The sequence below is a fragment of the Pseudomonas sp. WS 5071 genome (genome assembly GCF_012985765.1).
Taxonomy (GTDB): Bacteria; Pseudomonadota; Gammaproteobacteria; order Pseudomonadales; family Pseudomonadaceae; genus Aquipseudomonas; species Aquipseudomonas lundensis_A.
In genome coordinates this window covers 82,665-94,216 of sequence record NZ_JAAQWY010000022.1, presented here as the reverse complement: position 1 = coordinate 94,216, position 11,552 = coordinate 82,665, and the positions used below count along the sequence as shown (strand labels likewise).

Annotated in this window: 15 protein-coding genes; 3 read left to right on the top strand and 12 right to left on the bottom strand. The window is 51.2% G+C overall.

Annotated elements, in window-relative coordinates:
• Nucleotides 1-113 precede the first annotated feature (113 nt).
• Nucleotides 114-632, top strand: a complete 519-nt coding sequence (locus HBN61_RS14885; RefSeq protein ID WP_262498777.1) for a hypothetical protein — start codon at nucleotides 114-116, stop codon at nucleotides 630-632.
• Nucleotides 633-657: 25 nt separating this feature from the next.
• Here HBN61_RS14885 and HBN61_RS14880 read toward each other — a convergent pair whose 3' ends face one another.
• The 3 genes from HBN61_RS14880 to HBN61_RS14870 are packed head-to-tail and all read right to left on the bottom strand — an operon-like array spanning nucleotide 658 to nucleotide 1,851.
• Nucleotides 658-1,050, bottom strand: a complete 393-nt coding sequence (locus tag HBN61_RS14880; protein WP_170047040.1) for a hypothetical protein — start codon at nucleotides 1,048-1,050, stop codon at nucleotides 658-660.
• 14 nt (nucleotides 1,051-1,064) lie between these two features.
• A complete protein-coding gene (locus HBN61_RS14875; protein ID WP_170047039.1) occupies nucleotides 1,065-1,469 on the bottom strand; it encodes a hypothetical protein in 405 nt (134 codons plus the stop codon).
• A 46-nt stretch (nucleotides 1,470-1,515) separates the two neighbouring features.
• Nucleotides 1,516-1,851 carry a hypothetical protein gene (locus HBN61_RS14870; protein ID WP_170047038.1) on the bottom strand — a complete coding sequence of 112 codons (336 nt, stop codon included), beginning with the start codon at nucleotides 1,849-1,851 and terminating at the stop codon, nucleotides 1,516-1,518.
• A 93-nt stretch (nucleotides 1,852-1,944) separates the two neighbouring features.
• Here HBN61_RS14870 and HBN61_RS14865 point away from each other — a divergent pair, with 93 nt between their 5' ends.
• Nucleotides 1,945-2,178 carry a helix-turn-helix domain-containing protein gene (locus tag HBN61_RS14865; RefSeq protein WP_170047037.1) on the top strand — a complete coding sequence of 78 codons (234 nt, stop codon included), beginning with the start codon at nucleotides 1,945-1,947 and terminating at the stop codon, nucleotides 2,176-2,178.
• Nucleotides 2,179-2,704: 526 nt separating this feature from the next.
• Here HBN61_RS14865 and HBN61_RS14860 read toward each other — a convergent pair.
• The 6 genes from HBN61_RS14860 to HBN61_RS14835 all read right to left on the bottom strand — a co-directional run bounded on the left by HBN61_RS14860 (nucleotide 2,705) and on the right by HBN61_RS14835 (nucleotide 7,137).
• A complete protein-coding gene (locus HBN61_RS14860) occupies nucleotides 2,705-3,655 on the bottom strand; it encodes an ImmA/IrrE family metallo-endopeptidase (protein WP_170047036.1) in 951 nt (316 codons plus the stop codon).
• 19 nt (nucleotides 3,656-3,674) lie between these two features.
• Entirely contained in the window at nucleotides 3,675-4,139 is a 465-nt protein-coding gene (locus HBN61_RS14855) for a helix-turn-helix domain-containing protein (protein ID WP_170047035.1), read from the bottom strand.
• Between the two features lie 9 nt (nucleotides 4,140-4,148).
• Nucleotides 4,149-4,634 (bottom strand): GNAT family N-acetyltransferase, encoded by a 486-nt coding sequence (locus HBN61_RS14850; protein ID WP_170047034.1) that lies wholly within the window; start codon nucleotides 4,632-4,634, stop codon nucleotides 4,149-4,151.
• Nucleotides 4,635-4,750: 116 nt separating this feature from the next.
• Nucleotides 4,751-4,966 carry a transcriptional regulator gene (locus HBN61_RS14845; RefSeq protein ID WP_186347889.1) on the bottom strand — a complete coding sequence of 72 codons (216 nt, stop codon included), beginning with the start codon at nucleotides 4,964-4,966 and terminating at the stop codon, nucleotides 4,751-4,753.
• A 616-nt stretch (nucleotides 4,967-5,582) separates the two neighbouring features.
• Nucleotides 5,583-6,662, bottom strand: coding sequence for a protein NO VEIN domain-containing protein (locus HBN61_RS14840; protein ID WP_170047033.1), 1,080 nt, complete (start codon nucleotides 6,660-6,662; stop codon nucleotides 5,583-5,585).
• 7 nt (nucleotides 6,663-6,669) lie between these two features.
• Entirely contained in the window at nucleotides 6,670-7,137 is a 468-nt protein-coding gene (locus HBN61_RS14835) for a nucleotide pyrophosphohydrolase (RefSeq protein WP_262498776.1), read from the bottom strand.
• A gap of 193 nt (nucleotides 7,138-7,330) precedes the next feature.
• Between HBN61_RS14835 and HBN61_RS14830 the strand changes: the two genes are divergently transcribed.
• Nucleotides 7,331-8,767 (top strand): DUF8370 family protein, encoded by a 1,437-nt coding sequence (locus HBN61_RS14830; RefSeq protein ID WP_170047032.1) that lies wholly within the window; start codon nucleotides 7,331-7,333, stop codon nucleotides 8,765-8,767.
• 349 nt (nucleotides 8,768-9,116) lie between these two features.
• On the opposite strand, the gene HBN61_RS14825 is transcribed toward HBN61_RS14830, so the two are convergent.
• The 3 genes from HBN61_RS14825 to HBN61_RS14815 form a co-directional block, all read right to left on the bottom strand.
• Nucleotides 9,117-9,872: a LexA family transcriptional regulator gene (locus HBN61_RS14825; RefSeq protein ID WP_094992145.1), complete on the bottom strand. Its 756-nt coding sequence runs from the start codon at nucleotides 9,870-9,872 to the stop codon at nucleotides 9,117-9,119.
• A 229-nt stretch (nucleotides 9,873-10,101) separates the two neighbouring features.
• Nucleotides 10,102-10,629, bottom strand: coding sequence for an inorganic diphosphatase (gene ppa, locus HBN61_RS14820; RefSeq protein ID WP_016779241.1), 528 nt, complete (start codon nucleotides 10,627-10,629; stop codon nucleotides 10,102-10,104).
• 101 nt (nucleotides 10,630-10,730) lie between these two features.
• Nucleotides 10,731-11,543, bottom strand: a complete 813-nt coding sequence (locus HBN61_RS14815; protein ID WP_170047031.1) for a M90 family metallopeptidase — start codon at nucleotides 11,541-11,543, stop codon at nucleotides 10,731-10,733.
• Between the last annotated feature and the right edge of the window lie 9 nt (nucleotides 11,544-11,552).

The window sequence follows — 11,552 nt, the reverse complement described above, 5'->3', positions numbered from 1 at the left end:
GTCAGGTGCAACGCGAAATTGGCAACCTATCGGCGCCGTCACACTCAACCCAGAGAGGGAGCAGCCGGCAGTGAAAATAGCAGCTTAAAAACACGGCTGACGCGACAACTACCTTGCAAAACGCCGGCATCTTCCATCAGTGCGAGAAGCCTGACTCAAAAACCCTCACCATCCGACTCGATCACAAGACGGCTGAGGCTGCTTTGGTTGCTCCACGTGGCCCGGCTAACTACCTCGCTGCGATCATAAGACGAACCTTGGCGAAGCTGAGCATTGAAACTAATCTGACCTTCAACCTTGAATTCAGTCACACCGGTCGCAGAGAAAATCACCCTGCACACATCCACGGGGCGCTATGCATCCCGGATGACAAAGTAAATGAAGTGACCGAGGCGCTCAGGAGCGCGCTGGCGGAGGGTTATAGGCAGCGCTACAAGAACCTTGCAGTGCATATCGAAAAGCCCCGGAGCGGTCGCTCATGGGCTGCGTACTGTGTGAAAGAGTACGACATTACGGGTATCGAGCTGACGGCTGATCGTGGACGAAAAACCCGTCCGGATTACGCCACTCAAAAGCTGACGCAGGACGCGAGAGCTTTCTACGAGAATATCAGTGCTTGGCTTGGAGAGTAGCTGCCAGCTGCGGGCGCAATGCCCGTTATGCGCCGGAGTTTGTGCAATGCCCGCCACGAACAAAATTCTTCACGTCGTTATAGACACCGGGCAACGTGCTCCGCGACTCCAAATAAGTAACCTCGGTTTTGGCTCCGGCAACGCCTTTACCCTTGACCACCGCAATCACAAACGGTCCACCACCCAAAGGCCGGGGGACTCCCCAAGAGATACTGAACTCGTCTCTCTCGGGATAGTAAAAGGATCGGGTCACGGAAAGGTCTTCACAAGTGGTTCCCGGCTCAAGAGAGTTGGTCAGCCGGTAGTAAACATCGCCGACCTTTTGATCAACTACAAAGACCTGACGTCTACCCTCTGTTTCGACGTCAGATTGGCTGGTTGCACAACCCAGGATAAAAAGCGGAACGAGTAGCGCCATCCGGATTTTCATGATCAGTTGGCAACCACTTTGGTGGTCATTGCGCAGTTCATCGGCGCTTTCTCCCAAGGGTTATCCGACTCGCAAAAAGACATCGGGCTCATGGTAGTGCCATTCACCGACCACGAGTTTGAGGGGGTGCGCTCGCGAATGTCTTGAGGTTCGATCAGCCCCGAACAGATTTTCTCCGACGAGAGAGCAGCACCCTTTCCGCCGAATGAAGGACGAGTGTAAAGCTTAGCGTCATAAATTCTGACCACTTCAATCACCGCGCAGGCGCTGTCTTTCTTCGATCCACTGTTCATGAACTCGCATCGGGCTTCACCATTCATTTTGGTGCTGCAATCTGCTTTCACCTCTGCGAAAGCGACAGCTGAAAGCATCATGGTGGATGCGGCCAAAGCTACAACTTTAAACATTCAGAAAACCCTTTTTTGGAATGGAGTGCCGCTATTCATCTGGCTGTCAGGGCCATCTAACGAGCGAGAACTGTTCACGGACGGTGCTGCAGTCGTCAGGGCTCAAGCCTTTTGATTGACGATCTGCGTTTTCACGGACGCCAGCCATGAAGATTGGTAGGTACGTCTTCTGATCTGCTGAGCCAGGTTTGAATCGTCTGTCCATCCAGGAACCAACCTGGCTCGCTTCACTAGTGACGCTAAACCCGCAACCTGCTGCACGGCCAAGCATCACGGCATAGGTGGTGAGCTTGTTAATGTCTACATCTGAAGCTGCTTGGGCAGAATTGATGCTGAGCGCTGTGAGAAACGCGAATGCAAGACTCTCGGTTCGATAGCTCATGGAGGCGTTCCTTTTGCGGGTGCGCAGGTCGAAAAGTCAAATGCTAATCATAGTATGTAGAATCGTAGTATGCATGCACACACATTTGCAAGCATGCCAATCAAACCTAACGACTGCCCGCTTGTGTCGGTTTTCGCCGCCAACGTTCGCCATAGACGTCTTGAGCTCAACCTTTCACAGGAAGAGCTCGCAGAGCGCGCAGGTGTCCATCGCACCTATGTGGGGATGCTGGAGAGGGGTGAGAAAAATGTCACGATTTATAATATCTGGCGGCTGGCAGGCGCTCTCCAAGTCGAGGCAGCAGAACTTTTGATCGAGCCTAAGTGATTGGTGGTAGAGGCTCAAAGTGCGCCTGCTAAGGGCTACAGGCAGCGTCACAAGGACCTTGCAGTGCGCATCGAAACGCCCCGGAGCGCCTGGTGGTGGGCTGCTTACTGCATCAAAGAGTAGGACATTATGGGTATTAAGCTGACGACTGATCATGGACGAAAAACCCGTCCGGAATACTCAATTCAAAAGCTTAAACAGGACGCCAAAGCTTTCTACCGAACTCTTAGTGCATGGCTTGGTGAGTAATCGTCTGAGACAGGCACTTCGGCGAAAGCGGTTAATCAGGCTCACGATTCCGGCTTAATACGCGAACGCGTGAAGTGCCGAACGAAAGGCTTGCGAACCATTTTGCAATGCTTCTCCGGCAACAGCAGTAGTGGCCGCTTATTGGTTACGGAGGTTAAGAGGGTGGGGCATCAAGATTGAGTGATGATCTCAAGAGTTTAGGGCAGGAGGATGACTCTTGCTGGCAACGAAGCAGAAACCAAAGCTTAGAGGGGCTTTGTAAGTGGGAGAAAAACAATCAACCACCGAAAATACTAAAACCAGGCGATGGAACGACGATATTAGAGGGCCCCAAATAGACTCCCAAGGTGAGGGCATCATGCCGATTGAAGAACGTTTCAAACATAAACATGTGCTTATCGCCATTATCGTCAGATAGCGATACCTCACGTTGCCCAAGTGGGCCGCCTCGTTGCGGGCCACAATAGCTAGAAATCGCCTCAAAAAGATGAATGTCACTTATTTTCTTGAAGCGCTGGCGAAACGCGGGAGAATGAATAGTATGCTTGCACGGTAGCGATGGATCATAATCCATCGGACGCTTTGACGCATGAGGATGACAAGAAATAATTCCTACAATTGGGTTTTCCAGTCCGGCGGATTCCACAAATCGATACAGCGTGGAAGATAAAGTATTTCCAAAAGAGCCATGGAGAACTTTTACCGCTGACATTGTAGCGGACACTGATAAAGCTTCCTGGGTGAATCGATCCTGCAGGAAAAGTAACCTGCCTGCGGCGAAGTTTGCCTCCGCTTCAATGTGATCATGACATGTTAAAGAAAGGGTGTGCTCAGTATCCCCGTGCATCAGATCATCATGCCAGGGGAGCAGGCTATGGCCTACTTCGTGCGCCTCGCTCCATCTATGTTTTTTCTGGGGAAGGTCGCTGTCAATTAAGATCCGTTTTCTGTCCGGCAAATATAAAGCCTTGAGACTTAATTTTTTGACTGCATCTACGAGCAGCTCGGGCCGTTTGAATACTTGCAATGCACCTACACGAATCTTACTCACCGTTTCCCGGAGAGCGCTGGGGTTGTTCGCGGTATAAAACTGTAGATCCAGTTTAAGTAATTCTCTCACATCTTCAATTCTTAGCGGTGGCTCCGGATTATCTAAGCCCCGGAGCACACGTTCAACGCGCTTATCTATATCAGTTTGAGTTTTTGGACTCAGTATTATGTTCTGCATAGTAAGCGCCTGCCTCTGATTAGTTGCTAAGTTCTTTTACGAACTCTTCCAAAGCTCGCTGCTCTTCTGGAGAAAGCTCAACAAGAGGGCCAGAGTTTGCAGCAAATCTCACGGCCGCGTTACTTAACTGATTATTCCTAGGTACGACCAAGCCTGCTATTTCCATCAGTTTTGGCTTAGGTAAATCGAAATAATCTGCAAGCATATATATGGTTCTAGGCTGTGGATGATGGTATATGTCAGTTTCAATTTCGACCAGCTCACTGATATCAACATCTGCCTGCGTTGCTAATTGCTCAAGTGTCATATGACGTTTCCGTCTTAATAATTGAACAAATCGGCCTAGAACGGAGTTGGCATGCGACGCCTCAGCATAACCATCCTTAGGTGCGGAATATCCTGCGCCAAATTGAGCAAGTGCACCGGCTTGCTCCTCGCGCCTAGCCATGCGCAAGCTCCACTCTTTCGGTATATCAAATTTCATATATTACTCCTACGCACAGAAATTTCTGGCTTGGTCTGGAGTCATCTCAAAATAGCATAAATTCTGCTTGCTAGCGTCTTTACCCAGCTTGGTCATGTGACAGCGGTCTTCATACCACTCCTCAGACTGAGGGAGAGAGTGAAGGCCTATTCTGCCCTTGAAGCCCAGATCCCGACTTACCTCAATAGCTGCACGAATCAGCAGAGACCCTACACCTAGGAATTTAGGCGGATTAAATCCTAGTGCCTTTTGGTTCCAGGGCGCGACCTCAATAAAATGCACATATAACAAAGGCTTACCTTTTTGGGCATCAACGTAACTCGGTTTACCTGACTCAGCTATCATCAAACCCTGAGTTTCCCCGTTCACTGATATACAAAAAGACGGGTAGTTCAATGATCCTCTAGTGACATTGGATTTGTTCTCCCAGTCCCAATGACTGCTTTCAGGAACGCTTCTACCAGCGGCTGACCAGTCAATATCGATCTGTTTCATGATAGGTTGCCAATGAGTCGACCAGCTTTGTATGTGAGGCAGCAAGATGCTGTCGAATAGCTGAGCGGGCACGGGATTGCCTGAAGCGCCTTCAAGTAGCCATACCGGGGATGAAGTCATAGGATCACCACCTCAGATTTCATCTTGGTCTTGTCGTCTTCGAAAAAAAGCTTGTCCCCGTTATCAGCTCGCCCCTCCACAGCCTGATACAGGCGCAGAGCTTGCCGCAAAACAGCCGTTTTTGTCAGATCCTTTTTGACACACAGCTCTTCCAACACAGCCATTTCGGCTTCCGTTAGGTTCAGCGTCATGGTCTTACGAGCAATAATCATAGGAATGTACCTCGTCTAGTCCTCAAGCATAGCCGAACGACCCGTCACAGCAAAGTAAATTACGTAGATTTTAGCTAAAAAACGAGTAAAAAATGAAGGCTGACTAAGCGCTCGCTTGCGCTTTTACTTCAGACTCTAGCTATAGATGGCCGTATGCCATCCGTCGGTCTGTTAGCTGCGCAAAATATTGCCTTGGCTGTGGGTCAAAATTCCTCGGGTCCATCAAACTGCGATACAAAAAAATTCAGCGCACGGCGCAAAATTTTCGATGACCTTCTTCGACTCTGTCACAAGCTTGGGGGAACGGGTTCATGCCACATGAGAGGCCCGACTTATGAGACTACCCAAACCCATCCTAGGCCCTGTCGAGAAACTGGTTAGATCTCTCAATGTGGCCGGTACACGAGTTGACCATTACAGGGGCGGGACCGATCCGAAGGAGCTGGCGGGATAGCAACAAGCTCCTCAACTTCAGAATCTCCGAAGCCAAATTTTTAGCTACGCCCCGCCCCCACAGCTACTCCTCGGCTGATGGGCAACTCGCTGGAGAGCTGACCGGGAAGATGATTCACGTCGTATCGAGGAATCATCACAATCTGTGCCGATAAGAGAAGACTCAGCGAGATTCAAGTAGCTCTAATCTGAAAGTGATAGGCGATGCCACCGCGTTGTTGTCCGCTAGCCGCTTGGCCATGTCTTTAATGATTTGGACTCTTCGGCTCGTGGACCTGCAGCCTCCAACTAGGTAGAAGTGATACAGGTTGGCATGTTCTTTGAGGCAGTTGAGTTCATTGATAGTCAGCTCAAAGTTACTGAATTTCGAGGCTGTAGAACCTTTTACCTCTACCTTCACGAGGTTGTCGTGCTCGTCATAGTACTGAATGTCCCATCCAACCTTTTGATCCGCGACGTGCTGGATCTGGGTTGCTATGACTCCCGGAACCCTGCCCTCGCGTAGCAGTTCTAGGATGTAAAGCTCAGCTTCATCACCAACCTCTTTGGATAACTTTGATCTGCGTTGCGCCACGACCGAACTCTTTCCTTTGCTCTTCGTTTTCACCGACAACAGGTCGTCCACAAAGATGGGGGCTACAGTAGATAAAGACGATGCAAGTGCGACATCAGGATAGTCCTCAACAGGAGCGTCCTCCTCCCCATGATCGGTCAGCACGTGCGTCAGAAAGGCTTCAGGAGATCCGTATTTATGTCGGACAAAATCCAAATTTCTCTGATCTAGCTTCATGAACCCCTTCGGCGGTGAGGCGTACTTCTCTCCATGCTTTGTAATGAGCAGGGAGAGCTGTTCGGTGGTGATGTAGATCTTCACCGGAGTGGTAAGAAAGTACATCAGCTCGAATGACTTTCCTGGCTGTTCTGGAGGCCAAACCTGATCGGCTACAGAGTGATCTTCCAACAAATCGGTGATCCGCGCGGCCCAGCGATAAGCTTTGAGAGGTTCATCGACCTCTCTCTGATCCGCTGTATAAAACAAGCATATGTCTCCCGCTTGCATCGCTCTGTATATTGAAAGGTTGGAGTCGTTGGTGCCTCTTTGGGCCCCCCACGCGTATCGTTGCTCAATGCCCCGCTCACGAAGTGCGTGGCGGATCTCGATGTCGATTTCGTTTTCCATCGAGAGGGCGAGGTTTGTAGTGGCAAGGGGATTCGAAGCGGGAATTAGCCAGAGATTGGTCATTGAGCACTCATCGGTTGTACTTCTTGGCGCTACCCTTGAATTTTTCCACAGGGTATTTGACGGCGTTTTTCTCAATTTTCTTGAGAAGTGCATCTTCGATGTCGATGTCTAGCTTGCTGGCAAGCTGAAGCAGATATGAGGCCACATCTGCCATCTCTTCACGAATGCGCTCGGCTTGTTCTGGTCGATCCATGACACTCAAGGCCTGCTCATCAGTTAGCCACTGAAACTCCTCCAGTAGCTCTGAGCACTCAACAGAAAGAGCGATGGCTAAGTTCTTGGGGTTATGGAACTGTTCCCAGTCGCGATCTGCGGCGAACTGTGCCAGCTTGTTCTGAAGCTTTTTGGTATCCATGCGCTTGACGGCCTTGTTGATGCTCATGCGGGGATCGCCGAGGTACACAGATTGATCAGGATAGCTGTAGACGTTTGAACTGAGAACCTTGAAAGGGTAGTGCCTTGCCGGTTTTTCCATTATTTCGCTCCGCGTGGATGCAAATGGGAGCCTGGCACCCTCCATCCTTGCATGACACATTGATTATTGGTGGTGTCGCTGGATCGCTTTACGCCTTGAAACTCCGCCCCAGCCAGGTCCATGATGGGGCATATTCAGCTACTGGGCCCAGTCCGCTTAGGACCCTGCTGCAGTTCACTCAACGGAAGAGATGATGAAAATAAGCGACCGGTTTCAGTTGAACGCTAATCAGTTTGAATTAGACTTCGTAGATATCGACACAGATATCGACCTCCCGCTTTTTTTGGATCCTACCTTCTTGAGCGTGAAGCAAGACTCGTGGTCTGTGAACGCAAACCACACACTAAGAAGTTTTTTTCAGACGTTCGTGAACCTCTTTAGAGCTGGCGAGATGGAGAGAGCGCGGGGTTTGTTGAATTACCTGCACGAGCCAAATGAAATTTGTTTGGGGCTCTCCTCAGATCGGCCCAGAGGCAATGCAATAGGAAGTGTTGATGGCGAGAAGCTTTTCCAAAGCATCATCACCAGTCGTTCCGTAGAAACTGGTGTGGTTGAAGATCTACAGGATTTTAGGCTTTTTATCGATGGTATTGATCGAGATAAAGTCTCTGATATGACCGTCAATATTATAAGACTCCATTTGATTGAATATACACAGTCGCAGTGTCGGCTCTGGTTGATTCCGATGCAGAGAAACGCTCAAAGTGGGTTCTATTGGAATAGGAATATTTCTGCGTGGGAGACGAGCTTTCAAGAGATGTTAGTTATCGATCAGAGACCAATAATATTTGTTCCCAAAGCTGTGGTTTCTTACGCTAAAAAATATACCCCTCAGCGATACTACAATAAATTTGTTCTCGAGTTTCTTCAGGAGGATCACATACGAAGAGCGACGCCACTTGTAGGGCATAGACGTGATGGTAGTCCCTTTGTAACCAAAATCTCGTTGAAGGAGCGAGTTGCTCCATATTCTAAAGGGTTTTTGACTGATTTCACTGGGAGACATCCGGATGTATTTGCAGACTTTAAGAATTGGATCGCGAGCGACGCTAAATCGCTAGGCAACGAGGAGCTGGATGGCCGGGATAATGTTGTTGTTGCAGAGTATCTAAAGAGGAAGCTCGGTAATGTAGCTGCAGGCGCGGACGGTGCAACAGATTATCATCGTGTAGCAGTGGGTATATTGGAGTTTCTTCTTTACCCAGATGTTATTTGCCCAGTGGTTGAGGCGGAGATTCACGACGGGCGCAAACGAATTGACATAGTTTTTGATAATGCAGCGGCACGTGGGTTTTTTTATCGGCTTCACACAATCCATCAAACACCTGCTCAGTTTATATTTGCAGAGTGCAAAAACTACACGAGAGAGGTTGCAAATCCTGAGGTTGATCAGCTATCCGGTAGATTCTCCATGAATAGGGGAAAGTTCGGAATCTTGCTTTTCAGAGAGGCGGAAAATATGGAGCGCCTGATCCAGCGGTGCAATGACACCTACCGAGACGGCAGAGGTGTGATGATACCAGTTGCTGATGCTGACCTGATTACCATGCTTGATCGAGCAATCGACGGCGACACCAGCCCCTACGAGCGCTTTTTCAGCGATAGATTTCGGCGTGTCGCGTTGCCGTGATACGCAGAAATTACATCCCGAAACGTGAAAGACAGCGTATGGGCCAAAGTATGGGCTAGCTATTCCGTTTCGACAAAAATATCATATATATCAATTAGTTGGCGGCATTAAAAAGCCGGCTTGTGGCCGGCTTCTCGGGGGAGGATGTGGTTTATTTTTGGTAAACCGTACCCACCTTCAATTTGGACATCCAGCGTTAAAGCATGCGGAGGTGGACGCAGAGGCGTGTGGCCGTCTGGTCGTGCGAACCGCTCGCGGCGGTTGCAAGGTGTGCGGCGCAGCATACTCAACTTCGCGAAGGTTTCCCAGCTAAAACCGGTCCGGGTTGCCCGGCAGTGCGGGTCGTCAGTCAGTTGTCTTCAAGCGGGTGTGGCACAGCAGGCCTGCGAGTGTTGAGGGTCGACCACCAAAATACCCACCCCAATATGCGGATATTCAGTGCCTGAATCTGTTCGGCCGAGTACGTCTCGTCAGGGTATTCACTGTTGTTGTGGCTGCGCAGTCGCAGTCCGTCGCCCGGCAGGCGGTATGCGTATTTGATGCGCAGCATGCCGTCTTGTTCGAGGGCGTAAATCTCACCGTCCACGATGTGTGTCAGGCTGCTGTCGACGGCGAGGGTGGAGCCGCTCTGAATTTTTTGCGCCATGCTGTTGCCAATCATCGGGACGCAAATGGCGTGTTCGGGGCTCACGGCTGCGGCTCGCAAGATCGCGTTGTCGAGGCGTATATGGCCGTCAGGTATTTCCATGACGCGCGTCCCGGTGCCACAGGGGGTTAACACCTCGTTGTAAAACGCGAGGCGGGCATCGGTTCTGTCGGGTGTAACGCTGGTGGGTCGAAGGGGCGTGAGGTGTGCCTCTGATGGCGCACGCAGAGGTTCATGTGTGCTGGGCCCTTTAGGGTGTTTAGAACCTTCACCCGTACGTAGCCAGCGACTGTTCACACAGAGCAGCTCGGCGATTTCGTCAAGTCGGGCCATGGGTATGCCGCGCTTGAACCAGTTATTGACGTGCTGCGGCGTAACGCGGCGATTGGCAGCGAAGTCCGAAGCGGATAAATGGCATTCCCTTAACAGGAGCCTTAGACGATCACCGGATGTATTCATGCTGGCGGAGTTTACGGAGAAGAATGCGCCGTTTAAATAAACTAAACGTTCAAAAAAGACACGCAAGAACCAGAGATATCGCGGGCTTCAAAAGCCTTTTCCTACGTTTGATGTGCGACGTATTTGTACGCGGTGAACATAGTGTTTTACGGTGTTTAAGCAGGCATAAAAAACCCCGGAAGACCGGGGTTTTTTGTGTAGGAACTTGCCGTAACAAGTGACTCAACACTTAGCCTTTGTAAGCAGCAACCGACTTGGTGATTTCGGCGCGGGCAGCTTCTGCGTCGCCCCAGCCTTCGATTTTCACCCACTTGCCTTTCTCGAGGTCTTTGTAGTTCTCGAAGAAGTGCTGGATCTGCTGGATCAGCAGAGGTGGCAGGTCGGTGTACTCTTTTACGTCCACATACAGCTGCGACAGCTTGTCGTGTGGCACTGCAACTACTTTGGCATCGCCGCCGCCGTCGTCAGTCATGTGCAGGATGCCGACCGGGCGGGCACGGATAACCGAACCTGGTGCAACCGGGTAAGGGGTCACGACCAGCACGTCGAGGGGGTCACCGTCGTCGGCCAGGGTGTTCGGGATGAAACCGTAGTTGGCCGGGTAGAACATCGGGGTGGCCATGAAGCGGTCAACGAACAGGCAATCGCTGTCTTTGTCGATTTCATATTTGATCGGCGCGTGGTTAGCCGGAATCTCGATAGCGACGTAGATGTCATTCGGCAGGTCTTTGCCAGCCGGAATCTTGCTGTAGCTCATTGGGCGGTGCCCCCGTTAGTAGGCCAGTTTGCTTGGCCGATTTGGCCAAAAAGTGGCGGCGATTATAGGCGTATTCCTGCAACGACGTCACGCCTGGGCGATCAGTGCTGTGCGCGGTATCCGACATGTTCGCGCTGAAGCGTTTGTAAGCGGGTCAACGGGTCCTGACGATAAAACAGGCTCAGTTGTTGGTAAACCCGCGGGTAGGCCTGGTTCAACAGATCAGGAGCGCTGAAGAAGTATTCGCTGATGACCGCAAAAAACTCCGCCGGGTTTTCAGCCGCATACGGGTCGATAGGCGCGTGATCGGGGTTGTGGTGATCAAGGTAGTGGTTGAGGTGGTCGTAGGCCTCTTGCATGGCGTTGGACCAGTCGTTGACATTCATGCTGCTGTGCAGCGGCGGCATGCCATTAGCGGCACCGTTGAGCATGTCGAGCTTGTGCGCCAGCTCATGAATCACCAGGTTGTACCCTTCCCAGCCGCCGCTCGACAGAACGCCCGGCCAGGCCAGCACCACCGGGCCATGCTGCCAGGCTTCGCCGCTGTGATGACCTTCCCACTCATGCTCCACGCCACTGGCGTCGCGGTGACGCTGCGGGCTGACGAAATCGTCGGGGTACAGCACGATTTCGTGAAAGCCCTGATACCAGTCCAGCTCACCCAGGTTCAGTAAAGGTAATTGCGCTTGCGCAGCCAGCAGCAACCGGCCGACGTCGGTGAGTTCAACACCGGGCATCGGTGTCAGGTGTTTGTCCTGCAAAAACAGCACGCTGTGCTCACGTAGCCATTTGTCTTGTTCGTCATCCAGACCGTCGAGAATGCTCAGGTGTTGGCGCACCTCATGCCAGGCATCCGGGGCTACCGGGTGCTGGGCAAGAATCCTCTGGCGTCTCCATTCGCTCAGCGACCACATGGGTTTTTC